We start from the raw sequence: 24,247 nt of genomic DNA on the forward strand, positions 1-24,247 counted from the left end.
GAACATGAGCATTACTGACAACCTGAAAATTGCCGGTCAATACTGTCTGCCCAAACACGCCCTCTCCCGCCTGGTGGGCAAGCTTGCCGCCGCCGAAGCGGGCAACCTCACCACCAGGGTGATCGAGGCCTTTATCAAGCAGTACCAGGTCGACATGAGCGAGGCGCTGCACGAGAGTCCTGCCCACTACAAGAGCTTCAACGAGTTCTTCACCCGCGAACTCAAGCCCGGTATTCGCCCCCTGGTGGAAGACGCCATGACCCTGGCCCTGCCGGTGGATGGCACCGTCAGCCAGCTCGGTCCGATCCAGCAGGGCCGCATCATCCAGGCCAAGGGCCACGACTACAGCGCCCGCGAGCTGCTGGGCGGCTATGAGGATCTGGTGGCGCCGTTCAAGGATGGCGACTTCGCCACCATCTACCTGGCACCCAAGGATTATCACCGCATCCACATGCCGCTGGATGGCGTGCTGGAGAGCATGGTGTTCGTGCCAGGGGATCTCTTCTCCGTCAACCCGCTCACCGCCGAGAACGTGCCCAACCTGTTTGCCCGCAACGAGCGGGTGGTGGCCACCTTCCGCACCCCGCACGGCCCCATGGCGCTGGTGCTGGTCGGTGCCACTATCGTGGCCAGCATCGAGACCATCTGGGCCGGCAACATAGCGCCGACCAAAGAGAAGAAGGTGGTGCGCTGGGACTACAGCGGCGATGAGGCCATTACCCTGCAGAAAGGCGCCGAGATGGGCCTGTTCAAGCTGGGCAGCACCGTGGTCTGCCTGTTTGGCCCGGGTATGCTGGCCGGTTTCGAGCCCCATCTGGCCAACGGGGTCACCACCCGCATGGGTCAGCCCTTTGCCAAGCTGGCGGAGCAGGCATGAGCGATCAGCCCGTCTCTTCCCAGAAGAACAACCCGCTGCACGGGCTGACGCTGGAAGCCATCGTCACCGCCCTGGTCGAACACTACGGCTGGGAAAAACTGGGGCAGGAGATCAATATCCGCTGCTTCACCCAGGATCCCAGCATCAAATCCAGCCTGAAGTTCTTGCGAAAAACTCCCTGGGCCAGAGAGAAGGTCGAGAATCTCTATCTGTACGTCCAGCGCAAGCAGGCCAAAGCAAAGGAATAACGCCATGGCGTTCAAGATTACCTACACCTACGGCAAGAAAACCAAAGAGATCGGCTACGCCAACGACAAGTTCAACAGCATCTACGATGCCATTGCCGCTGCCGAGGGGATCAACCTGACCAGCTTCCACGCCATGGAAGAGCAGCTGGCCCAGGTATGCCGGCGCGACAAGAAGAGCGTGAAGGATTACCGGGAGAACTACTTCAAGGAGCTGGGCTTCTCAAACATCGTCATCGAGCGGGATGCCAAGGAGTAACCATGCGAACCTTGACCCTGATGGCCGCCTCCCTGCTGCTGGCGGCCTGCAGTACCCCGGAACAACACCTGGTCGGCAATGATCAGGATGTCCACGGCTGCCGAGCCAGCGCCGGTTATCAGTGGTCAGCCCTGACCAGGCAGTGCGTGCGGCTGTTCGAGCAGGGCATCCGGCTCAATCCGACCGATGCCGGCCAGACCGGCAGCGCCTTCGTGCTGTTCAACGCCGATCAGAGCCAGGCCGAGCTGACCCTGCCGAGCGGCGAGCAACACCTGCTCACCCGCCAAGGCGCAGAAGGCAACTGGTCGTGGCAAGGCAGCGGCTACACCCTCTTCCCGTGGAAGGGGTATGTGCTCAAAGCCGGCGAACAGACGCTGTTTCACGGCGACGTCGCCCGCTGAGTCACCCGACTCTATCCAGCCCCCGGCCCTGCCGGGGGTTGTTTTTTGCGGCTATCAACAGCGGCCCACATGTCCCCTTCCACCAGGCCGGAAACAAAAAACCCCGTTGCAGGCAACGGGGTTTTTGCTGGCACTCGGCGCAACCTTAGTTGGCGAGGGTGGAGAACAGGCTCTGTTCCAGGCTGCCGCGAGAGACGCACACCGGGGTGATGGAAGGAGCCGGTACCCGCTCACCGGAGGACTCGACGAAGTAGAGCTGGGTGTTGCCCTTGACGTTGACGGTGGCCACGCTGTTGTTGCCGCTCTGGGTGATGATCAGGTTGATCTGCAGGTTGGGGTTGCCCAGTGCGACCTTGGAGCCCATGGTACCGCAGTCCAGCCACTCCAGACCGTCGGCCGAATTCTCGACGTTGGCGGTCATCAGGCCGGAGCCACGCTGGCTGTTTTCGATGTTAAGGCCATGATCGCCAAACCACTTCTCGGCGCGGGCCCACACCAGATCCACCGGGATCTGCATCTCCTGGGTGTTGTTGGTCGCCTTGGCTACCGGCGGGGTATAGCGGTACTGCTCGCCGCCATTGTTGTCGCTGGCACAACCGGCCATCAACAGGGCCAGTGCTACTCCCACTATCTTTTTCATGCTGCTTCTCTCATCCATATAATCCGGCCCTCGGCCGACCGGCGGCTATTATGGCGGCAGCGACACAGACTGTCAGCAGGGATCGGCAGAAATGAGTCAGCCTTAACCCAAGCTTTACAAAACCAGCCTGCTATCATAGATTTGCTCGAAATTTCCCCCGTGAGTGTCTGTGTGAACTCCTTGCTCACCCTGCCCCTGCTGCAGCAGATCATCGACCAGCTACCCATGAATATCTTCTGCCGGGATACGGATGGGCGCTACCTGTTTGCCAACCGTGCCTTCACGGAGCAGGCGGGTCTGCCGCTGCCGGCGGATCTCGTCGGCAAGACGGATGCCGACATGCCCTGGGGCGACATCTTTCGGGAAGAGGATCTGCGCCTGCTGGCGGAGGGCAAACCCCTGCTCTATCAGCAGTTGCACTGCAACAACGGCGACGCCACCAGCTGGATGGAGATCCACAAGATCCCGCTCTACGACGAGCAGGGCAAGCCGGTGGCCCTGTTTGGCATGGTCAACGAGATAGATCAGCGCAAGGAGCTGGAGCAGACCTTTCGCCAGCAGCAGCTGCTGCAACGCCGCCTGCTGGACGCCATCCCGGATCCGATCCGGCTGGAAGACCACCAGGGGCTGCTGATCGACTGCAACCAGGCCTTTCTCGACTTCATGGGGATGGCAGCCAGCGAGGCGCTCGGCCAGCGGGTGGCCCACCGCCTCTCCACCGAACTGCCGATGGGACGGGGTGAATACTGCCTGGTGGATGCCAACGGCCAGGGCCGCCATCTGGAGGTGACCCGGGTCGAGGTGCCGGACGACGAGGGCAACTCCCTCGGCATCCTCACCCTGAGCCGCGACATCACCGGGCTACGCACCACCCAGGCCCAGTTGCAGCAGGAGCAGCACTACGACAGCCTGACCGGCCTGCTCAAGCTCTCCCACTTTCTGCAGACCAGCCGTCACCTCGGCGCCCGCAAGGCGAGCCTGGTGCTGGTCGACCTGCAACACTTTCGCGAGATCAACGATCGCTTCGGCATCCGGGTCGCCGACCGCCTGCTCAGCCAGGTGGCCCGTCGCCTGCAGCAGCTGGCTCCGCCCCAGTCGCTGGTGTGCCGGGTCGCCGCCGACGACTTTGCCATGCTGCTGCCCGAACTGAACGAGCCGCTGGCCAACTGGAGCAGCCGTTTGCAGGGGGCGCTGATGGTCCCCTACCAGGTGGAAGAGCACAGGATCCAGATCCCGGTGTTCCTCGGCATCGCCCACGGCAAGGCCAACGATGCCGAACGGCTGCTGAGCCACGCCGAGGCTGCCCTGGCCCAGGGCAAACGCCAACAGCAGCACTGCACCCTGTTCGACCCCGAACTCGATGCCAAGCTCAAGCGTCGCCAGCTCATCGCGGCCCAGTTGCCGCTCGCCATCAAGTCCGGCCAGCTGACCGCCGTCTACCAGCCCATCATCAGCACCCGCACCAGCCAGCTGCACGGGGCCGAGCTGCTCTGCCGCTGGCCCCATCCCGAGCTAGGCATGATCTCGCCTGACGAGTTCATCCCGCTGGCGGAAGAGCTGGGACTCATCGGCCTGCTCGGCTGCCACATGCTGGAGCAGGGCTGTGCCCAGCTGGCCCGCTGGCAGGCCGATGCGCCGGATCTGGTGCTCTCCATCAACCTGTCGCCGCTGCAATTTCGCGACCCCGAGCTATGCCCTCAGATCTTCGCCTGCATCGAGCGTCACGGCCTCGCCCCCTGGCAGCTGGAGCTGGAGATCACCGAAGGGGTGCTGATGGAGAACGCCGACGAGATAGAGAGCAACCTGGCCTGCCTGATCGAGGCGGGCTTTCAGCTCGCCATCGACGACTTCGGCACCGGCTACTGCAGTCTGGCCTACCTGCCACGGCTGCAGGTGGCGACCCTCAAGCTCGACAAGAGCTTCACGCAGGAGCTGGTCACCAACCAGGCCACCACCGCCATCGTGCGCTCCGTCATCGGGCTGGGCCACGAGCTAGGCATCAAGATCACCGCCGAAGGGGTGGAGACGCAAGAGCAGCAGGCGTGGCTGGTGCAGGCCGGCTGCGACCGGTTGCAGGGCTACCTGTTCAGCCGCCCGCTGCCCCCCGCCGAGTTTGCCCGCAGCTACCAGCTGCCACAGGAGTGATGCTCACAACAACAAGGCCACCCGAGGGTGGCCTTGTTGTTTTTGCAAAGCGTGCGTGAGCTGGCGCCTTACTCCTGGAAGTAGGTGCCCCAGCCGTCGTAATCCACACCATATTTTTCGAGGAATGAACGGCCAGCATGGTGGCGATGACGCCCCCTGAGCAGGATCACTCCTGGAAGTAGGTGCCCCAACCGTCGTAATCCACGCCGTATTTTTCGAGAATGGGCAGCATGGTAGCGATGACGCCCCCTGAGCAGGATCACTCCTGGAAGTAGGTGCCCCAGCCGTCGTAGTCCACGCCGTATTTTTCGAGGATGGGCAGCATGGTGGCGATATCCGCCACTATGGTCTCGATGTCCAGCTTGCACTCGACGGTGGCGTCGAAGCAGAAGATGGTGGCGCCGTCATCCAGCTCCATCTCTTCGGCATCGGTCACTTCAAAACCGGCCTTGAACAGGTCGACCGCCGCCTTCTCCAGCAGATCGAAATCCTGGCAGGCAAAGTGGTGCTCAATCTCGTACTCCAGATCCGGGTTGCTGCCATCGGCCAGCAACTCGTTGACGATGGCGGTGGTCTCTTCGCGCCACTCTTGCATATCAAGACTCATATTAACCCCAGATGCGACTGTGTTGTGATCAAATGCCAGCGCGGACGGTGCCATCTCGGCCATCTGCCGCCCCGCAGGCCCGGTTGCGGCAAAGCATACTCGCACAGCCCATCCGGCTCAATGCGGCAGACCAAGATAAGCCGCCCTCCACAGCCACCCCAAATGGGGTGCCATCACAAAAGGTTAATAAAGGGTAATCTGCCGCCAAAACAAGATTGCTCCATATGGAGCTTTGAACTGATGTGTCAAAACCACGCGACAGCGCCAGCAAGCCGTTTGAAATCAGCAGGATCCACCAGCGGCGCGACGGTGACAAGGCCATCCACGGAGTGTATCAAGGGACGCGGGCAATCCATCGCCCGTACGGAAAGAGGAGCCAGTGAGGCTCCCTTTTTATCATGTGAAGGAGCACATAGATAATGCCTAAAAAAACAATAATGAGCCTGCTTGTCGGCTCAACCCTTATGATTGGAAACCACGCCATGGCCGCCCCGGTCCACGGTCCGTTCGATGCCCCCCTGGCCGATGAGGTGAAGGTGCTGGAGATGCTTAAAAAAAGCGGCCGCATCCCCACCCTGGCCTCCCCCGAGCAGGAGCAGGCGGCCCTCACCAGCTACTATCGCGAGAAGTCGCGGGCCTATCAGGGCAACAGCGGTACCCTGGCGGTGAAAGAGGGCAAGGTGCGCGAGACCATCCTCAAGAAGATCCGCCTCAACGGCACCGCCCGTCCTGGCGATCGGGTGCCCACTCTGCTGCTCAAGTCCATCGAGCGGGAGCACTACCAGGGCAAGATGCGCAAGGACAAGATCCTCGCCATCCTGGTGGACTTCCCCGACTACCCGAAGAACAGCATCCGCCCCGAGCTCACCAAGATGTACTACCCGGATTACACCCCGGAGCACTACAACGACCTGCTGTTCTCGTCCAAGGGCTATGCCGGCCCGAACGGCGAGCAGTTCATCTCCATGCGCCAGTTCTACGAGCAGCAGTCAGGCAAGAGCTACAGCGTGCGCGGCCAGGTGGCGGGCTGGTATACCGCCAGCAAGAACGCCGCCTACTACGGCGCCAATGCCACTCCGAACACCATCCGGGAGCTGGTGAAGGAGGCGCTGATCCAGGTGGCGGGCGACCCCTCCATCGATCTGTCCGAGTTTGACCAGGAGGATCGCTACGATCTCAACGGCAACGGCAACCGGGACGAGCCAGACGGTCTCATCGACCACCTGATGATCTTCCACTCCAGCGTCGGCGAGGAGGCCGGTGGCGGCGATCTTGGCGAAGACGCCATCTGGGCGCACCGCTGGAACCTGGGTGCCCCCTACCCCATCCCGGGCACCAGCAGTCCGAGCCAGAACTTTGGTGGCAAGTTTGCCGCCTACGACTACACCATCCAGCCCATTGATGCGGCGGCCGGGGTCTGTGCCCACGAATATGGCCACGATCTGGGGCTGCCGGACGAGTACGACACCAAGTACACCGGTAAGGGCGAACCGGTGGCGACCTGGTCCATCATGTCCTCAGGCTCCTGGGCCGGGGTCATCGGCGGCACCGAGCCAACCGGGTTCTCCGCCTGGGCCAAGGAGTTCCTGCAGGCCTCCCTCGGCGGTAACTGGCTGCACGGCAGCAATGTGCAGCTCGCCGATCTCAGCCCGCGCGGCAACGTCTACATGCTGGATCAGGCCAACGACAAGGGGCGCAACGACGACGTGGTGCGCATCAACCTGCCGGCCAAGCAGATCCCGCTCAACCCGCCCTACGCCGGCCAGTACGAGTATCACGGCGGCAAGGGCAACAACCTCGACAACCGCATGAGCCTCAAGCTGGATCTGAGCGGCAAACAGAGCGCCAGCCTCAACTTCAAGGCCTGGTATCAGATTGAAGAGGGGTACGATTACGCCAGGGTGCTGGTCAACGGCCAGCCCATCGCGGGCAACCTGACCACCAGTGACGATCCCAACGGGGTCGGCTTCGGGGTCGGCATCACCGGCAACTCCAATGGCTGGACCGATGCCGAGTTCGACCTCACCCCCTGGGCCGGTCAGCAGGTCACTCTGACCCTGCAATACCTGAGCGACGGCGGCGTGGCCGAGAACGGGCTGTTCGTGGACGAGCTGCAGATCCTCGCCGATGGCGACACCCTGCTGAGCGACGGTGCCGAGGGCAACTCCCCCTTCACCCTCGCCGGCTTCGTGAAGAGCGACGGCAACGAGGCCAAGGATCACTACTACCTGGCCGAGTGGCGCAACCATGCGGGAGTGGACAAGGGGCTGGCCCACATCAACGTGGCCGACCAGTTGATGCGCTACGAGCCGGGCATGCTGCTCTGGTACGTGGACAACAGCCAGGTCAACAACTGGGTGGGTGTCCACCCGGGTGAGGGCTTCCTCGGGGTGGTGGATGCGGATCAGCGCACCCTCAAGTGGAGCGACGGCGCCGTGGCTGGCACCCGCTACCAGATCCACGACGCCACCTTCAGCCTGGGCTTCCAGCAGCCGCTCAACCTCAAGCACCCGAGCGGCTCCCTGCTGCGCGACTTCTGGATCACCCCGAACCGGGTGTTCAAGGATTCCCGCAGCTACCAGAGCAAGGAGATCCCGGATGCCGGTCGCCTGCTGCCCGAGTACGGGCTCAAGATCAGCGTCACCGGTCAGGCCCGTGACATGAGTACCGGACGGATCATCGTCAGCCGCCACTGAGCACGACAGCCATGACAAGGGGCCCCCTGGGCCCCTTTTTCATCTGCCAACCCGCCACCTGAGATGAAAACAGGCCAAACCGCCCAACAAACACCCTAATTGCTCACTTGTCGAGCGAACGACACGACTATCTGCGCCATGCGGTTGACACATCCGTTCAGAAAGGGTTTAATGCGCGCCGTTGCCCAGATAGCTCAGTCGGTAGAGCAGGGGATTGAAAATCCCCGTGTCGGCGGTTCGATTCCGTCTCTGGGCACCACAATTCCTCCTTAGTTCAGTCGGTAGAACGGCGGACTGTTAATCCGTATGTCACTGGTTCAAGTCCAGTAGGAGGAGCCAAATTTGAAAAGCCCGCTCATCGAGCGGGCTTTTTTCATTCCGGTCAGCTGCCGTTGCAGGTTGCCAGCAGCAGGGTCGCGCCGCAGGTGGCACTGAACAGCAACAAGCCGGTCTGCAGCACACCCTCCGGGTTTACCCGTTTCTCTTTTTTGCGCAATCGTCTCCACCCAGGCTTCATCGCGCCCACCTCATCCTGTTACGACCCCTGCCCCGTCGGCAGGCGAGCCATCTTTGTGCAGCCGCCCGGTGCCGTCAACTCCCTTGCCGACAATAAATTCATCACCCTGCGGCCCCCCGTTTTCCCTTGGCAACAATGTTAACAATTTGGAAAACCGGCGTGACCCGCTCCTGCGCCAGGGCTATGATGAGGCCGACGATTTTCCTACCTTCAGGGAGACCCCAGATGAGCAGCCCGTTGCGTTACGTGCTGGACGGCATCCATTGCGAGCCCCGCTTCTTCACCGTGCCCCTCGACCACCAGCGACCGGATGAGGAGGAGACCCTCACCCTGTTCGGCCGCACCCTCTGCCGCCAGGACAGGCTGCATGACGATCTGCCCTGGCTGCTGTTCCTGCAGGGCGGGCCCGGCTTTGGCGCCCCGCGCCCGACCGCCGCCAGCGGCTGGATCAAGCGGGCCCTGCAGGAGTTTCGGGTGCTGCTGCTCGATCAGCGTGGCACCGGTCACTCCAGCCCCATCAGTGCCGATGCGCTGGCCCAGCTCACTGGCCGGCAGCAGGCGGAGTACCTCGGCCATTTTCGCGCCGACAGCATAGTGCGCGACGCCGAGTACGTTCGCGAAGTGCTGAGCCCGGGTCGCCCCTGGAGCCTGCTCGGCCAGAGCTTCGGCGGCTTTTGCAGCCTCACCTACCTCTCCCTGTTCCCAGGCAGCCTGCACGAGGTCTACCTCACCGGCGGGGTGGCCCCCATCGGCCGCCATGCCGACGAGGTCTACCGCGCCACCTATCAGCGGGTGGCAGACAAGAACCGCGCCTTCTTCGCCCGCTTCCCCCATGCCCAGGCCATCGCCAACCGGCTGGCCAACCACCTGCACAGTCACGAGGTGCGCCTGCCCAACGGCCAGCGCCTGACGGTGGAGCAGTTGCAGCAGCAGGGGCTGGATCTGGGTGCCAGCGGCGCCTTCGAGGAGCTCTACTACCTGCTGGAGGACGCCTTCATCGGCGAGCGGCTCAACCCCGCCTTCCTCTATCAGCTGCAGGCGATGCAGCCGTTCAACACCAACCCGGTGTTCGCCATCCTGCACGAGTCCATCTATTGCGAAGGGAGCGCCAGCAACTGGGCGGCCGAGCGGGTCAGGAGCGAGTTCCCGGCCCTGGCCTGGGCGCCGGGCAAGGATTTCGCCTTCACCGGCGAGATGATCTTCCCCTGGATGTTCGAGCAGTTCCGCGAGCTCATCCCGCTGAAGGAAGCCGCTCACCTGCTGGCCAAGAAGGCGGACTGGGGCCCCCTCTACGACCCGGTGCAGCTGGCCCGCAACCAAGTGCCGGTGGCTTGCGCCGTCTATGCCGAGGACATGTACGTGGAGTTCGACTACAGCCGCGACACCCTCAAGGGGCTTGGCAACAGCCGCGCCTGGATCACCAACGAGTACGAGCACAACGGTCTACGGGTCGATGGTGAGCAGATCCTGGACCGACTCATCCGCATGAATCGGGATCGCTGATCCCGCCGGGCTCGCGCCCACAGCAAGACGACAATATCGAGGGCGGCCCATGAGCCGCCCCGCCCCCTGGAAGCAGCACAAAATAATAAGGACACCCATTGGATCATCCGGAAATATCGGCCGGCTGGCTGAGCCGCCTCTTCTATCACTGGACCGGCCCGTTGCAACGCAAGGGGCTGACCGAGCCCCAGGTCAACCTCGACGATCTCTATCCCCTGTTGCCGGAAGACAGGCGCGATGGCCGTGCCGACGCCTTCCTCGCGCTCACCGCCGCCCAGCCGGTGCGCCCCTGGCCCATCACCGCCTTTATCTGGCGCCAGTATCGCGGCCGCATCGGCCTGCTTACCCTGCTGCAGCTGCTTGGCATGCTGGCCACCCTGGCCAGCCCCTGGCTGCTCAACCACAGCATGACCCAGCTTGGCACCGGCGCTGACACCGGCCACAAGCTGTTGCTGGCCCTGGCCCTGTTCGCCTCCGTGCTCGCCTCCGGCATGCTGGCGGAGCACTCGCTGCAGCTGGCGCTCAAGATGCACGTGCCCATCCGCCGCCTGCTGGCCGAGTCCCTGCTCGCCAAGGTGATGAAGCTGGGCGGCAAGAGCTTCGATGACCGGGCCGGTGGCCGGGTGCAGAACCTGATCAACCGAGACGTGTGGGACATTACCTGGATTCTGGCAGACCCCGCCATGCCGCTCACCATGCTGCTGCAACTGCTCGGCACCATCGCCCTGCTGGTGTGGCAGGTGGGCAGCGCCGGCCTGGTGGGCTTTGCAGTGCTCACCCTGCTGTTGCTCATCTCCACCCGGGTGGTGCGGCGTATGAACCAGCAGGAACAGCAGCTCAAGCGCCAGCAGGACGAGCGCAACGGCATCCTGGCAGAGTACATCAAGAAGCTGCGGCTGGTACGCCAGAACGGGCTCGGCGCCTTCTTCACCGGGGCCGCCGGCCACAAGCGCCAGCAGGAGCTGGGGGTGCTGGGACGAGTGCTCCGGCTCGATGCCATCAACGAGAGCCTGATGCTGAGCACCCCGCTGCTGGTGACCCTGGCCACCTTCACCACCTATCTGGTGTCGGGCAGGGAGCTCACCCTGCCCCAGGTGTTCACCACCATCGCCCTGTTCACCGTGCTGCGCATCCCCATGATGCGGCTGCCCTATCTCATCCGCACCCTGATCAACTTCAACACCGGCTTCAACCGGCTGTGCGAGTTCCTCAACAGCCCCGAGCAGCATCGGGATCTCACCGACTCAAGCTTGCCGGTGGGGGCCCTGCAGCTCGACAACGTCACCGCCTTGCACCAGCAAAAAACCGTGCTGCAGGGAGCCAGCCTGTTTATCCAGCCGGGGGAACTGGTGGGGATCACCGGCGCCACCGGGGCGGGCAAGAGCTGCCTGCTGCACCTGGTCGCCGGCTTTGACGACAGCTTCGAGGGCAGCATCCGCCGCCACGGCCGGGTCGCCCATCTGGGCCACAAGCCCTGGCTGATGAACGACACCATCCGCAACAACATCCTGTTTGGCCAGCCCTGGCACGCCGAGCGCTATCGCTGGGTGCTGGGGGCCTGTGCGCTGGGCGCCGACCTCGAACTGCTCAGCCACGGCGATCAGACCCTGGTGGGCGAGCTCGGCACCCGCCTCTCCGGCGGCCAGCAGCAGCGAGTCGCCCTGGCCCGCGCCCTCTACGCCCGGGCCGACATCCTGCTGCTGGACAACCCCCTCTCGGCGCTCGACCCCATCGTCTCGGCCCAGGTGCTGGAGCGGGGGCTCGCCTTCAAGCCGGGGCCGACCCGGCTCCTGGTCAGCCACGACCCGGACGTGCTGGCTCACTGCGATCGGGTGATCCGCATCGAGCAGGGTGAACTGGTGGAGCTCGATGCCCACCAGCTGGCGGATCTTATCCAGCATCCCCAGCCCACCCCGCCGGTGCCGCCCCAAGAGGCGGAGCAGTTCAGCGAGGAGAAGGTGGTGGAGGGCAAGGTGGACTGGGGGCTGTTCGGTTTCATGTGGCAGCGCCTGGCCGCGCCCGGCGCCATCCTGCTCGCCCTGCTGCTCACCCTGGGTCAGGAGGGGCTGCGCATCGCCTCGGATCTCTGGCTCGGCGGCAAGGCCGGGGTGACCGAGGTGAGCGAGCTGCTCGGCATCTATGTGCTGCTGGGAGCAGGCTCCCTCACCTGCATCATGGTGGTGCGGGTTATCAACTACAAACTCGGCCTCAAGCTGGCCTGGACCCTGTTTGACGGCATGCTGGGGCGCATCAGCCGCGCCCCCATGGCCTTCTTCGACAAGGTGCCGCAGGGGCGCATCCTCAACCGCTTCGACCGGGATCTGGGGGAAGCCCAGGAGATCCTGCTGTCGATGCTGATGGGGCTGTTCGGCATGCTGGTGTCGGTGGCGCTGCAGGTGGTGGTGATCGGCATCAACATGCCGCTGTTGTTGCTCATCGCCCCCCTGGTGGGCTGGGCCCTCTACGTGCTGCAGCGCCGCTACCGGGCGGTGCAGCTCAAGCTGCGGCGGCAGGCATCGGTGCTGCGCTCGCCGCTCTACATCAGCATCAGCGAGACCATCCGTGGCGCCCCCGCCCTGCGCCTGGCCGGGGCCGAGCGCTTCGCGCTGGATCAGGTTCTGCTGCACTATGACAACAACCTGCGCAGCTGGTACACCACCACCTCCATCAACCGCTGGCTCGGCATGCACCAGACCCTGCTCTCCGCCGCTCTGGTGGGCGCCGTGGCGCTGATGGTGGCCTTTGGCAACAGCTCGCTGCTGGGGGCCGTGGCCATCACCTACGCCTTTACCGCCTCGGCCATGCTCAACTCCCTCATTCGCACCTTCGCCGAGGTGGAGCAGGTGATGAACGCGGTGGAGCGGGTGCGCGAATACAGCGAAATAGAGAGCGAGCGCCAGGAGGGGGAGGCCCTCGCCACCCCTCACCCCAAGGTGCGCTTCGACAACCTGGGGCTGCGCTACCCCCAGGCCAGCCAGTGGGCGCTGCACAAGGTCAACTTCGAGCTGGCCCCCGGCGAGAAGGTGGGCGTGTGCGGCCGTACCGGCGCCGGCAAGAGCTCGCTGCTGGGGGTGCTGCAGGCCATGTATCCCGCCACCCAGGGGGAGATCTACTACGGCGAGCAGCCGCTCTCCCGGCTGGCACCGGAAGCGGTGCGCGATCTCTACGACACCGTCTCCCAGATCCCGCTCACCTTCTTCGGTACCCTGCGGGCCAACCTGGCGCCCCTGACCGAGCATGACGACGCGGCACTGGAGCAGGCACTGACCCGGGTGGGGCTGGCCGAGCGCTGCGCCGGCCGGCTGGACGAGGAGCTCGACAAGCTGCAGCTCTCCGCCGGCGAGACCCAGCTGCTGGTGATCGCCCGTATCCTGCTGTCGCGCCGCCCGCTCATCGTGCTGGACGAGGCCACCTCGGACCTCGACCACGGCGGCATGCGCAAGATGGCGGAGCTGCTCTATCGCTACCGACCGGAGGCCAGCTACCTGGTGATCGCTCACCATCTGGAGCCGCTGCTGTCGGTGGACAAGGTGGTGGTGATGGAGGCCGGCACCGTGGTGGAGCAGGGTTCGCCGGTCAGCCTGCTGGCCAACTCCCACTCCCGCTTCCATCAGCTGTTCGTGGGTCAGGTGAACCGCCAGGTGCCCCAGACGGCCTGAGCACCAAAAATGACAAGGGCTGCCCGCGGGCAGCCCTTGTTGCTTGAGCAGAGCCTCAACGCTCCATGATCTGGGTGACGTCATCCTTCTTGATCATCACCTCCCGCCCCTCGGTGTCGTAGTAGCGGTACATGCCGGTACTCTCGTCCAGCTTGGGTTTGCTGTCGGTGGTGATCATCTTGCCATCCTTGGTGCTCATGATGTATTGCGAGCTACACCCCGCCAACGCCAGGGCACACACCAGGATCATCATCAGTTGCTTCATCGCCTGTTTCGCCTCCCGCTTCACCCTCACCACGAGGGTGGTGACTGAAGCCTAGCTCAACCAGATGAGCCCGTTTGCCGCCCTTGCCGCAACGGGATCAACATCAAGAATCAGTTACTTGCGCCCACCCGGTTTGCTACTGCCACCGCCTCCGGTACCGGACCCGCAGCCAAGTGCCAGCTTGTCAGCGGCCGCCTTCGCCTGCACCAGACCGTAGCCGAAGCTGTTGTCGCGCCCCAGGGCACCCAGATCCTGGGCGCTGCTGCGCAGGGTCTGGCGCAGCTGATCGTTGCTGCACTCCAGTCGCTGCGACCAGACCAGGGCGGCCACCCCGACCACGTGCGGCGTCGCCATCGAGGTGCCGCTGTAGTAGGCGTACCCGGTCGGCACGGTGGAGAGCACAGAGACGCCGGGGGCGGCCAGCTCCACCTGATCGTTGCGCTGGGAGAAATAGGCCAGCTGCTTGTTGGCATCGATGGCGGCCACGCTCACCACGCTGCTGTAGGAAGCGGGATAGGACTTGCTGGTGTTGCCCGCATTGCCCGCCGCCGCCACGCTCAACACGTTCTGGCTGTAGGCCTGGTTGAAGGCTCTCTCTTCGGTCTTGCTGGGCACGCTGCCCCCCAGGCTCATGTTGATGACCATGCGGGTGAAACCGCGGCTGCTCATCCCCTGCTTGCAGGCATTGAGCGCCCCCACCAGGTTGGAGGAGTAGGCCCAGCCGTTGGCCCCGAACACCTTGACGATCTGCAGCGGCACGCTCTGGTTTGGCAACACCCCGAGCACGCCCTGATCGTTACCCCCCACTGCGGCTATGGTGCCCGCCACATGGGTGCCATGGCTGTTCTCGTCACTGTCCCAGTTGCCGGTACCGGCATCGTCATAACCCTGCACCTGGGGGCCATGAGGCAAGTCCGGGTGACCACCGCTGTAGCCAGAATCTATGATGCACACCAGCACTTCGCCGGCGGCGGCATCGCTCAGCTGCGGCGCCTGCACCATGGGAATGCCGTAGGGCAGGGTCTCGGCGCTGACATAGCGCTTGGCATCCGGCTCAACCCAGAGCACGTTGGGATTGTGCGCCAGCGCCGTGGCGGCGGCCGATGGCAACCAGAGCGCCAGGGCATTTTGCTCCTTCAGCGCCAGGGCCAGCTCGCCACCCATCCCCTGGCTCTGGGCCAGTACGGCCGCCTCCGCCCCCGGCTTGAGCTGCACCAGATAACGCGCCCGCTCGGCGGCCATCGCCCCCTGTCCCAGCACGCCCGCGACCAGCAGGCCTATCCATATCCGTTTCATCAGTCACTCCTCACGTCGATCTGATATCCCTTCGCAAAAAGTGTAGTGTCCCCTCGCCCGTGCTACGAATGCGGCAACAAAAAGGCCGGACATGAGTCCGGCCTGCTCTGGATTATCAATTACTTGGCTGGCTTGCGCTCGCCGGTCACCGTGGGGTTCTTGGGATCGGCACTCCACTCGTACCAGCCGCCGTCGTAGACGCTGATCCGTTTCCAGTCCATCAGCCAGGCGTAGAAGAAGGCCTCGGAGGCGCGCCAGCCGGTACCGCAGTAGAAGGCGGCCTGCTGGGTCGGCTCTATGTTCCACTCATCCCACATGGCGAGGATCTCGCGGGCCGGCTTCATGGTGCCGTCCGGGTTGTGGAAGTCGCTCATGCTGTTGGCATCCACCCCACCACGACCCCACTTGGCGCCCGGAATGTCGCCTTTCGGCTTGATGTAGCTGTAGCCGGAGGTATTGCCGACGAACTCGTCCCAGGTGCGCACGCTGACCAGGGCGCCGTCGGGCTGCTTGAGCAGCTCCTTGGCCTGACTCAGGGTGGTGTAGTACTCGGGATGGGCCGGGATGGCGACGCCGAACTCCTTGGCCGGCTTGAAGGTGTTGGCCAGCCCGGTCTCGGTGCGCAGGTGCTGCACGAACCAGGCATCCAGGCCGCCGTCCAGCAGCCGCACGTCCTCGACGCCCGCATACATCATCAGGTGGGCCGCGCGGGCCGCCGCCATGGTGTTGCGACCGTAGAGGATGACGGTGGTGTCGTGGCGGATGCCGTTCTCCAGCAGCAGCTTTTTGAGCGCCTCGTCAGAGACCTTGTTCCACAGCGGCTCCTCTTCCAGCCGGTTGGTGTCGATGTAGCCGGCCCCCGGGATATGGCTCAGCAGATAGGCCTTGGGTGAACCCCACGCCACCTCGAACAGCTTCCAGTCGCCCTTGGGCGCAGCCACCACCGGCTTGCCCTCCTGCAGGTCGGCCAGCCAGCGCGGATGGACCAGTTGCTGCCAGCGGGCCAGATGCTCGCGCGGCGCACTTTTCCAGCCCTGCAGCTCGAACAGCTGCTTGATGCCCTGCTGGCGCAGCAGACGGGCCACTTCGGCCACCTCGCGCGGAGCACCGTAGAGCGCCACCGGCCGCTCGGCCTGCAGCCCCTTGGTCGCCAGCGCCGCCGGCCACTCTTCATCACTGTACTTCCAGTCGGCGGAGAGGTTCTCGGCACCGGCCACGTGGCCGCCCTGCTGCTCGCCCTCCATGGGCCAGCCCTGGTAGAAGTAGCTGGCGCGGGTATCCAGAATGACCGCCGCCTTGGCCTTGGCGTCAGCCAGCGAGAGCGGTGGCAGCTCGGCTGCCAGGGTCGGCAGGGCATGCCAGAGCAACAAGGTCGCCAGGGTGGCCCGTAACAAGCTCATTATTCGTTTCATGGTGATCTCTCGATTCAGAGTGACAAGGTTAGAAAATGGAGCGGCCCAGACGCTCGGCCAGCAGTTCCAGCGCCGCCGTGCCCGCCAGCGAATTGCCCGCCTTGTTGAGCTCGGGCGACCAGACACAGACGCACAACTCCCCCGGGATCAGAGCGATGATGCCGCCACCGACCCCCGACTTGCCCGGCATGCCGACCCGATAGGCGAAATCCCCCGCCTCGTCATAGAGGCCGCAGGTGGCGAGCAGGGCGTTGACCTGCTTGGTGGTGCGGGCCGGCAGCAGCGGGGAGCTTTCTCCAAGCGGCACGCCGCGGTTGGCCAGATAGATGAAGGCCCGCGCCAGATCGACGCAACTCATGCGGATGGCACAGGCATTGAAGTAGCTCTGCAGCACCTTGTCCACTTCGTTCTCGAAGTTGCCATAGGCCTTCATCAGATAGGCGATGGCTGCATTGCGGGCAGAGTGCTGATATTCGGAGCGGGCCACAACCTGATCCGCCATGATGGCCGGGTTGCCCGAGAGGCGGCGGACCAGCTCCAGGGTGCGCTGACGCGGAGCGGTGAGGCGGGTCTCCAGCAGATCGCTCACCACCAGGGCACCGGCGTTGATGAAGGGGTTGCGGGGAATACCCTGCTCGAACTCAAGCTGCACCAGGGAGTTGAAGGGCTGGCCAGAGGGTTCCTTGCCGACCCGGGCCCAGATCTCCTCCTCCTGATAGAGGGTGAGTGCCAGGGTCAGGCTCAAGGCCTTGGAGATACTCTGAATGGAGAAGGGTTCAAGGGCGTCACCTGCGGTGAACAGCTCCCCTTCGACGGTACAGACGGCGATCCCGAGCCGATCGGCCGGCACCTGGGCCAGTGCGGGAATATAGTCGGCCACCTTGCCCTGTCCGAGCAGCGGGCGCACCTCATCCAGGATGCTGGCCAGTAATTCGGATGACAACACCATAAGCGATTCCATAACTAACGTGGAGATCCCATCACCACCGACAAAAATCCCGCCAGCGGCGGGACTTGTCTATCTGCTGTCGCAGGCTGTCGAACCGGGGCGCCTGCCACAGCCGGCCTGATATCAGGCGGGTTCGCCGTACCAGAGGTCGAACAGCTCGGAAACCACCACGGCTTCCATCCCCTTGCCTTCCAGCCAGGTTTTGACGGCGGCGCGGTCTTCTTCGCTGCACTTGCCCAGCTGCTGGGTGCAGATCATCCCTTCCCAGGCCAGATGGCCGGAACCGGCGAAGGCCAGTTTGCGGGGTTCGATCACTTCATCGATCATCGCATCGACTACGGCATCGATGGTCTCTTCGGCAGTGCCGACCGGGAAGTTGAAACTGATGTCGAAGCCCATTTCCTGGAATTCATCGACGCGCAGTTTCTTGCGCAGGCGGCGGCTACGGTTGGCCATGATAGCTCCTTCAGTTAGTTGACACGTTTGAAAATCAGATCCCACACCCCGTGACCGAGACGGTGGCCACGTTGTTCGAATTTGGTCAGCGGACGCCAGTCCGGACGCGGCACCCAGTTGCCGGTGGCGGAGGTGTTCTCGTACCCCTCGGCGGCGCTCATCACTTCCAGCATGTGCTCGGCGTAGTTCTCCCAGTCGGTGGCCATGTGGAACACGCCACCGATGGCCAGCTTCTGGCGAATGTCCTGGGCAAAGGCCGGCTGGACGATGCGGCGCTTGTGGTGACGGCTCTTGTGCCAGGGGTCCGGGAAGAACAGCTGCAGGCAGGCGAGCGAGCCGTTCGGGATCATGTGCTCCAGCACCTCGACTGCGTCGTGGCAGATGACACGCAGATTGGTGACCCCCGCTTCCTGGGCTGTGCCCAGGCAAGCACCGACACCCGGTGAGTGCACTTCGATACCGATGAAGTTCTTCTCGGGGGCATTCTTGGCCATCTCCACCAGGGAGGCGCCCATGCCAAAGCCGATCTCCAGCACCACAGGGGCCTCGCGGCCAAACAGGGCAACCAGATCGAGCGGCTCCGGTGCGAAATCGATGCCCATGACCGGCCACAGCTCCTCCAGAGCCTTCTCCTGCCCTTTGGTCAGGCGGCCTTCGCGACGGACAAAGCTGCGGATCTTGCGCATGAACTTGCCGTCTTCGTTAAATACATCTTGGGTCACAGGCATAATCAAATTGCTCGTTTATTGCATCGGTCTGGGTCACAGACGACATAAATGGATTGCTAGCTATCTCGTCGTGCTGGTCACAGACGACCGAGATGAATTGCTCGTTGTTTCATCGCTCCACCTCGCCGATGAACGCGAAATTGCTCGTCATTTCATCGCTTGGCGAAACAGGGTAGCGAATTATCCCAAGATAGGCCCAAGGCGCAAGTGTTTCACGCAACAAATCCCCCGACACAGACCAATTCCGCCACCGCGATTGACAAATGCCACCCCGTTCACAGAATCTGCCGGGGCTCGGGCGCATCCTGACCTGCGCAAATAAAACCATACACAACAAAGGATTGCAGTATGAAACACACAGCATTGGCGTTTGCCATCACAGCCCTGCTGGCCGGGTGCAACACCTCCAGCAACGATTCACAGGCCCCCTCCGCCGCCGAGCAGGCCTATGAATACCTGGTGCAGCTGAGCTCCACCGCCGAGGGGATCGGCGCCAGACCCACCGGCAGCGAGGCCGAGACCCGTGCCGCCGCCTGGATCCAGGACCATCTGGCCGGCTGGGGCTACGAGGTGCAGCGCCAGCCTTTCACCTACACCCAGAGCGGAACCAGCAAGGCCTCCCAGAACCTCGTCGCCGAGCTCAAGGGCAAGAGCGACAAGGTGATCCTGATCGGTGCCCACTATGACAGCACAGGCGACAAGCAGGGCTCCGAGGGGGCCACCGACAACGGTGCCGGGGTCGCAGCCCTCTTGGCAGTCGCCGAAGCGCTCAAGGGGCAGACCCTGCCCTACACGGTACGCTTCGCCTTCTTCGGCGCCGAGGAGAACGGCCTCAACGGCTCCAAGGCCTATGCCGCCAGCCTCGACAGCGCCGCCGTTGCCAAGCTGCTGGCCATGGTGAACTACGACACCATCGCCGGGGGCGACCTTGTCTACGTTCACTCGGCCCACTCCAACGTGGCCAAGTACAAGTGTGCCGACCCGAGCCGCTACAGCTTCGATCCCAAGGTACGGGATCGCCTGCTGACCATCTCCAAACAGACCGCCACCCCGTTTGCCATTCATCCCAGCTATGATGGCTACCCTGAGGGGGAGACCGGCGGCTGGTCCGATCATGCGCCGTTCGCCTGCCTGGGGGTGCCCGTCGCCTACGTGGAGGCCACCAACTTCACCATCAACGGGGAAGATGGCTATGACGGCTACTCCCAGACCACCAATCCGGCGCTGTGGGACTGCTACGACGAGGCCACCAAGAGCGCCTGCGATCGGGGCAGCGAAACCCAGTGGGGCAAGATCTGGCATACCCAGTACGACCGCCTCGACAAGATGGCCGAGCTGTTCCCTGGCCGGGCGCAGCAGCAACTCGGTGCCAACACCGAGCTGATGCTCCGCTTCCTCAGGGAGCCGGGTCTGTAACCCTGCCATCTCGCCGCTGAACCGGGGCTTTTACGCCTCGCGGCCTTCCCCGGCCGATAAAATTCGGGCAGGTGCCAAACCTGCCCTTTTTTATCGATTTTTGTTACAGCCATTGCCTCATTTTTTAAATCTGATACAAACGGATAACTTGGCGGTCGAATGGAGCGACCGCTCACCACGCCAGAGAGAATCCTATGCAGCCCTTTTTTGCCCAGCGCTTCGAGAAGGTAGAGCCTTCCTTCATCCGCGAGATCCTCAAAGTTGCCGCCAATCCGGAGATCATCTCCTTCGCCGGCGGCCTGCCCAATCCGCACCTGTTCCCAGTCAAGGCCATCGAGCAGGCCTGCCAGGACGTGCTGCGCGAGCAGGGCGCCGCGGCCCTGCAGTATGCAGCCACCGAGGGCTTCGCCCCGCTGCGCCAGTACATCGCCGACCGCTATCTGGCCCGCCACGGCATGCAGGTCAATCCGGACAACATCCTCATCACCAGCGGCTCCCAGCAGGCGCTGGATCTGCTGGGCAAGGTGCTGATCGACGAGGGGCAAGACCTCATCATCGAGGAGCCGGGCTATCTTGGCGCCATCCAGGCCTTCTCCGTCTATCAACCTGCCTTCAAGCCCATCACCCTCGGTGAAGAAGGGCTGGATCTGGCGGCGCTGGATGCGCTGCTGGCGAGCGGCTCCAACGCCAAGCTGCTCTACGGCGTGCCCAACTTCCAGAACCCGAGCGGCGTCTCCTACAGCCGCGCCAATCGCGAGGCGCTGGCCGAGCGGCTGGTACGCCACGAGCTGCTGATGGTGGAAGACGACCCCTACGGCGAGCTGCGCTTCGAGGGCGAGCACCTGCCCCCCATCGCCAAGCTGGCGCCGAACAATACCGTGCTGCTCGGCTCCTTCTCCAAGACCGTCGTCCCGGCCTTCCGTCTCGGCTGGATGCTGGTGCCGGACTGGCTGCGCAAGAAGGTCACCATCGCCAAGCAGGCGACAGACCTGCACAGCAACGCCTTCAGCCAGCAGGTGCTGCACCGCTTCCTGATCGACAACTCGCTGGACGCCCACCTCGAGAAGATCAAAGAGGTCTATGGCCGCCAGCGCGCCGCCATGGAGGCCGCCCTGGCCCGTCACTGCCCGCCCGGCGTCAGCTATACCCGGCCGGAAGGGGGCATGTTCCTCTGGCTGACCCTGCCCGCCAGCGTCAGCGCCATGGCGCTGTTTGACGAGGCGATCAAGGAGAAAGTAGCCTTCGTACCCGGCGCGCCTTTCTATGTGCGCCCCGAGATCCAGAACACCCTGCGCCTGAGCTTCTCCTGCGTGGATGAAGCCACCATAGAGGAGGGGGTCAAGCGTCTGTGCCGCGCCCTCGCCCGCATGCTCTGACAGGCCTCGGGATGAAAAAAAACCAGCGACTAGGTCGCTGGTTTTTTTTATGGGTGGCGGGCTGGCTCAGGCCTTCGCCAGCAGGGCGGCAAACTCCTTCATCGGCATCGGCCGGCCAAAGAGATAACCCTGCAGGAAGGTCACCTGACGCGCCCGCAGATAGGCGGCCTGCACCTCGTTCTCCACCCCTTCGGCCACCAGTTGCAGACCGAGCCGGGTCGCCAGATCGATGACGTTCTCGACGATATGGCTGGAGAGGGCATCCGAACCGATCATGCCGACGAAGCTCTGATCGATCTTGAGAAAGTCCACCTGGAACTGCTGCAGGTAGGTGAGGCTGGAGTGGCCGGTACCGAAGTCGTCGATGGCGATGAAGACGCCCAGCTGATGCAGCTCGGCAAACAGCCGGTCAGTCGTCTCGTCCGCCACGATCAGCTCCCGCTCGGTCAGCTCCAGCACCAGCTTGACGGGGTTCTCCCTAAACGCGTTGATGAACTGGCGACAATCCTCCACCAGGCTCAGATCCTTGCAGTGACTGGCGCTGATGTTGAAGCCGAAGTGGAACCCTCTGGGCAGGCTGTGCACTCGGCCTGCGAACTGTTCGCGCACCTGCTCCATCAGCAGGCGGGTCATGGGCACGATGAGGCCGCTGTCTTCGGCCAGCGGGATGAAGCGATCCGGCGAGATGAGGCCCTGGCGCGGATGCAGCCAGCGCATCAGCACCTCACAGCCGCTCCAGTGGGCGTCGTCACCGGTCACCACGGGTTGCAGGTAGGGGATGAACTCCCGCTGATCCAGCGCCCGTCGCAGCTCCTGGGAGGGAGAGGTCGAGCGGCCGGTCAGCCAGTAGACCAGACAGCCCACCACCAGCCCCAGCAGGGGATAGATGATGAGGCTGGCGCGGGAGTAGGTCCAGATGTGGCTGCCGTACTCGTCATAGGAGAGCTCGGTGACGACCCGAAACGGGTACTTGCCGGAGACCTGCTCCAGCGAGCCCAGCACCACGGGCGGCACCTCGTCATGGATCTGGCCGTTGGCCAGCATGCTCTGCGCCCCGATCACCAGGGTCAGCGGCGAGTTGCGGCTGAGCATGTCGAGGATGTTGTGCAGATAGTAACCGTCGACCCCGACCAGCACGCTGTACTCCCCCACCGGCTGGCGATAGACCACCAGAGGCCGATCCGGGGTCACCGGGTTGCCCCGCATCAGATCCAGCTGGCCGTTGGCGTAGTCGGCCAGCTTGAAGGGGCCATGATAGGAGCCATAGAGCGAGGTGCAGTAGACCACTTCCCCCCTGGCCAGGTTGACGGTGCGCACGTCCGGTATGGTGGCCACCTGATCCCGCAGCCCCTGCACCACCTCCTCGCAGGGACGCCCGACGCTGCCCTCTACCATGGCGGCCGCCTGGTGAGCGTGATCCAGGGTGCGCTCCAGCATGTTGCGAGCATGGAGCAGGCGCTCTTCGGCATCCTGTTTCATGCCGGCAAAGGTCTGCCAGGAGACGATCAGCACGCCGAGCAGCAGGGGCAGCAGGCCGGCCAGTAGTGCCGCCCCCAGCCGGGTATAAAACTGGCGCAACCTCAAACGACGAAACGGCATACTCCCCCTCGCTGCAACGGTGAAAAGGCGGACGAGTCTACTCCTATCCCCTTTCCTGACAAGCATCTTCTGATGCATTGGACAACAGGGCAAGGCGCCCCGTCAGGGCAGGCGGCATGACGGCTCACACCCTGGGTGAGCACCGCCCACGTCTGCAGTGACGATTATAATCTTTGCAAAAACAGTTGCTTGTTCATCTTGCGCAGGCCCACTAGAGTAGAGCCAACAGCGTCAGGGAGTCTGGATATGAAAATATTGATCACGGGCGGGACGGGCTTTATCGGTCGCCGCCTGGTGGCCCACCTCAAGGTGGCGCACGAGGTGCTGGTGCTGACCCGCCAGGGCAGCCGCGCCTACGATCTGCTCGGCCACGACGTCAAGCTGATCGATACCCTGGACCGGCTCGACAACCTCAACGACGTGGATGCGGTCATCAACCTAGCGGGAGAACCCATCGCCGCCGGCCGCTGGAGCGAGCGGCGCAAGCAGCAACTCTGCGACAGCCGCTGGCTGCTGACCGAGCAGCTGGTCGATCTCATCAAGCTCTCTGACACCCCGCCCAGGGTGCTGATCAACGCCTCCGCCATCGGCTGGTATGGCCGCCAGGGCGATGCGCCGCTGGACGAACAGTGCCAGACCCCTCACGACGAATTCACCCATCAGCTCTGCCAGCAGTGGGAAACCCTGGCCCGCGAGGCCCGCAGCAAGCATACCCGGGTCTGCATCGTGCGCATCGGGCTGGTGCTCGGCACCGACGGCGGCGCCCTGCCCAGGATGCTGCCTCCCTATCGCCTCGGCCTCGGCGGCCCCATGGGCACGGGAAACCAGATCATGAGCTGGATCCACATTCAGGATCTGGTGCGCGCCATCCTGTTCCTGCTGGATCACGAGGAGTGCGACGGCCTGTTCAACGGCACGGCACCGCAGCCGGTCAGCAACCGCGAGTTCAGCCAGACTCTGGCCGGCACCCTGCACCGGCCGCACCTCTTCTTCGTGCCAGCCCCCCTGTTACAGCTGCTGATGGGCGAGGCGGCCGATCTGCTGCTCACCGGCCAGAGGGTGCTGCCAACCCGTCTGCAGCAGGCCGGCTTCCACTTCACCTACCCGGAACTGCCCCAGGCCCTTGCCAATCTGCTCAGCACTACTGCCCGCTGACCGGGCTCTTCAGCCAACCGGATAACAATCAGCCCGGCAATTGGCC

Annotated in this window: 21 protein-coding genes and 2 tRNA genes; 13 read left to right on the forward strand and 10 right to left on the reverse strand. The window is 63.8% G+C overall.

Translation table 11 applies throughout. The annotated features are described in order from the left end of the window. Positions 1 to 4: 4 nt before the first annotated feature. From asd to I6L33_RS21875, 4 genes are read left to right on the forward strand one after another with little or no spacing between them, the layout of a single operon-like run. A complete protein-coding gene (gene asd, locus I6L33_RS21860; RefSeq protein WP_117402337.1) occupies positions 5 to 877 on the forward strand; it encodes an archaetidylserine decarboxylase in 873 nt (290 codons plus the stop codon). Then, a complete protein-coding gene (locus I6L33_RS21865; RefSeq protein ID WP_016351835.1) occupies positions 874 to 1,125 on the forward strand; it encodes a VF530 family DNA-binding protein in 252 nt (83 codons plus the stop codon). The genes asd and I6L33_RS21865 overlap by 4 nt, the downstream gene beginning before the upstream one ends. Positions 1,126 to 1,129: 4 nt before the next feature. Beyond that, positions 1,130 to 1,381: a DUF2960 domain-containing protein gene (locus I6L33_RS21870; protein ID WP_005297812.1), complete on the forward strand. Its 252-nt coding sequence runs from the start codon at positions 1,130 to 1,132 to the stop codon at positions 1,379 to 1,381. Between the two features lie 2 nt (positions 1,382 to 1,383). After that, positions 1,384 to 1,782: a hypothetical protein gene (locus I6L33_RS21875; protein ID WP_010633005.1), complete on the forward strand. Its 399-nt coding sequence runs from the start codon at positions 1,384 to 1,386 to the stop codon at positions 1,780 to 1,782. Between the two features lie 145 nt (positions 1,783 to 1,927). On the opposite strand, the gene I6L33_RS21880 is transcribed toward I6L33_RS21875, so the two are convergent. Beyond that, entirely contained in the window at positions 1,928 to 2,422 is a 495-nt protein-coding gene (locus I6L33_RS21880; RefSeq protein WP_010633004.1) for a hypothetical protein, read from the reverse strand. 171 nt (positions 2,423 to 2,593) lie between these two features. On the opposite strand from I6L33_RS21880, the gene I6L33_RS21885 reads away from it, so the two are divergent. Beyond that, a complete protein-coding gene (locus I6L33_RS21885; protein ID WP_139752209.1) occupies positions 2,594 to 4,567 on the forward strand; it encodes a bifunctional diguanylate cyclase/phosphodiesterase in 1,974 nt (657 codons plus the stop codon). A gap of 259 nt (positions 4,568 to 4,826) precedes the next feature. Here I6L33_RS21885 and rraB read toward each other — a convergent pair whose 3' ends face one another. Then, positions 4,827 to 5,174 carry a ribonuclease E inhibitor RraB gene (gene rraB / locus I6L33_RS21890; protein ID WP_080628938.1) on the reverse strand — a complete coding sequence of 116 codons (348 nt, stop codon included), beginning with the start codon at positions 5,172 to 5,174 and terminating at the stop codon, positions 4,827 to 4,829. A gap of 419 nt (positions 5,175 to 5,593) precedes the next feature. On the opposite strand from rraB, the gene I6L33_RS21895 reads away from it, so the two are divergent. The 3 genes from I6L33_RS21895 to I6L33_RS21905 all read left to right on the forward strand — a co-directional run bounded on the left by I6L33_RS21895 (position 5,594) and on the right by I6L33_RS21905 (position 8,209). After that, entirely contained in the window at positions 5,594 to 7,870 is a 2,277-nt protein-coding gene (locus I6L33_RS21895; protein ID WP_216973341.1) for an immune inhibitor A domain-containing protein, read from the forward strand. A 183-nt stretch (positions 7,871 to 8,053) separates the two neighbouring features. Next, a tRNA-Phe gene (locus tag I6L33_RS21900) sits at positions 8,054 to 8,129 on the forward strand. A gap of 4 nt (positions 8,130 to 8,133) precedes the next feature. Next, a tRNA-Asn gene (locus I6L33_RS21905) sits at positions 8,134 to 8,209 on the forward strand. A gap of 43 nt (positions 8,210 to 8,252) precedes the next feature. On the opposite strand, the gene I6L33_RS22170 is transcribed toward I6L33_RS21905, so the two are convergent. Continuing rightward, complete coding sequence (locus tag I6L33_RS22170; RefSeq protein ID WP_005297801.1) at positions 8,253 to 8,387, reverse strand: hypothetical protein; 135 nt, start codon at positions 8,385 to 8,387, stop codon at positions 8,253 to 8,255. Between the two features lie 225 nt (positions 8,388 to 8,612). On the opposite strand from I6L33_RS22170, the gene I6L33_RS21910 reads away from it, so the two are divergent. Both I6L33_RS21910 and I6L33_RS21915 read left to right on the forward strand, forming a co-directional pair. Then, a complete protein-coding gene (locus tag I6L33_RS21910) occupies positions 8,613 to 9,890 on the forward strand; it encodes an alpha/beta hydrolase (RefSeq protein WP_216973342.1) in 1,278 nt (425 codons plus the stop codon). A gap of 98 nt (positions 9,891 to 9,988) precedes the next feature. After that, a complete protein-coding gene (locus I6L33_RS21915) occupies positions 9,989 to 13,549 on the forward strand; it encodes an ATP-binding cassette domain-containing protein (protein ID WP_216973343.1) in 3,561 nt (1,186 codons plus the stop codon). Positions 13,550 to 13,604: 55 nt separating this feature from the next. On the opposite strand, the gene I6L33_RS21920 is transcribed toward I6L33_RS21915, so the two are convergent. The 6 genes from I6L33_RS21920 to trmB all read right to left on the reverse strand — a co-directional run bounded on the left by I6L33_RS21920 (position 13,605) and on the right by trmB (position 18,655). Continuing rightward, the gene (locus tag I6L33_RS21920) at positions 13,605 to 13,814 is read right to left on the reverse strand and encodes a YgdI/YgdR family lipoprotein (protein WP_010632998.1); all 210 of its coding nucleotides are present in this window, start codon (positions 13,812 to 13,814) and stop codon (positions 13,605 to 13,607) included. A 114-nt stretch (positions 13,815 to 13,928) separates the two neighbouring features. Beyond that, positions 13,929 to 15,110: a S8 family peptidase gene (locus I6L33_RS21925; RefSeq protein WP_123246678.1), complete on the reverse strand. Its 1,182-nt coding sequence runs from the start codon at positions 15,108 to 15,110 to the stop codon at positions 13,929 to 13,931. A gap of 119 nt (positions 15,111 to 15,229) precedes the next feature. Further along, positions 15,230 to 16,522 carry a sulfurtransferase gene (locus I6L33_RS21930; protein WP_005297796.1) on the reverse strand — a complete coding sequence of 431 codons (1,293 nt, stop codon included), beginning with the start codon at positions 16,520 to 16,522 and terminating at the stop codon, positions 15,230 to 15,232. Between the two features lie 28 nt (positions 16,523 to 16,550). Beyond that, a complete protein-coding gene (glsB, locus tag I6L33_RS21935; RefSeq protein ID WP_019839442.1) occupies positions 16,551 to 17,471 on the reverse strand; it encodes a glutaminase B in 921 nt (306 codons plus the stop codon). A 123-nt stretch (positions 17,472 to 17,594) separates the two neighbouring features. Further along, entirely contained in the window at positions 17,595 to 17,927 is a 333-nt protein-coding gene (locus tag I6L33_RS21940; protein WP_005297793.1) for a YggL family protein, read from the reverse strand. Positions 17,928 to 17,941: 14 nt separating this feature from the next. Further along, the gene (gene trmB, locus I6L33_RS21945; RefSeq protein WP_017410916.1) at positions 17,942 to 18,655 is read right to left on the reverse strand and encodes a tRNA (guanosine(46)-N7)-methyltransferase TrmB; all 714 of its coding nucleotides are present in this window, start codon (positions 18,653 to 18,655) and stop codon (positions 17,942 to 17,944) included. A gap of 348 nt (positions 18,656 to 19,003) precedes the next feature. On the opposite strand from trmB, the gene I6L33_RS21950 reads away from it, so the two are divergent. Both I6L33_RS21950 and I6L33_RS21955 read left to right on the forward strand, forming a co-directional pair. Continuing rightward, on the forward strand, positions 19,004 to 20,071 hold the full coding sequence (locus I6L33_RS21950; RefSeq protein WP_017781437.1) for a M28 family metallopeptidase: 1,068 nt from the start codon (positions 19,004 to 19,006) through the stop codon (positions 20,069 to 20,071). 194 nt (positions 20,072 to 20,265) lie between these two features. Then, positions 20,266 to 21,447 carry a PLP-dependent aminotransferase family protein gene (locus tag I6L33_RS21955; RefSeq protein ID WP_005297787.1) on the forward strand — a complete coding sequence of 394 codons (1,182 nt, stop codon included), beginning with the start codon at positions 20,266 to 20,268 and terminating at the stop codon, positions 21,445 to 21,447. Positions 21,448 to 21,513: 66 nt separating this feature from the next. Here I6L33_RS21955 and I6L33_RS21960 read toward each other — a convergent pair whose 3' ends face one another. Continuing rightward, positions 21,514 to 23,046: a cyclic diguanylate phosphodiesterase gene (locus I6L33_RS21960; RefSeq protein WP_017781436.1), complete on the reverse strand. Its 1,533-nt coding sequence runs from the start codon at positions 23,044 to 23,046 to the stop codon at positions 21,514 to 21,516. A 246-nt stretch (positions 23,047 to 23,292) separates the two neighbouring features. Here I6L33_RS21960 and I6L33_RS21965 point away from each other — a divergent pair, with 246 nt between their 5' ends. Further along, positions 23,293 to 24,201 carry a TIGR01777 family oxidoreductase gene (locus tag I6L33_RS21965; RefSeq protein ID WP_017785966.1) on the forward strand — a complete coding sequence of 303 codons (909 nt, stop codon included), beginning with the start codon at positions 23,293 to 23,295 and terminating at the stop codon, positions 24,199 to 24,201. Positions 24,202 to 24,247 lie beyond the last annotated feature (46 nt).

The sequence above is a fragment of the Aeromonas sp. FDAARGOS 1403 genome, assembly GCF_019047325.1.
Taxonomy (GTDB): domain Bacteria; phylum Pseudomonadota; class Gammaproteobacteria; order Enterobacterales; family Aeromonadaceae; genus Aeromonas; species Aeromonas dhakensis.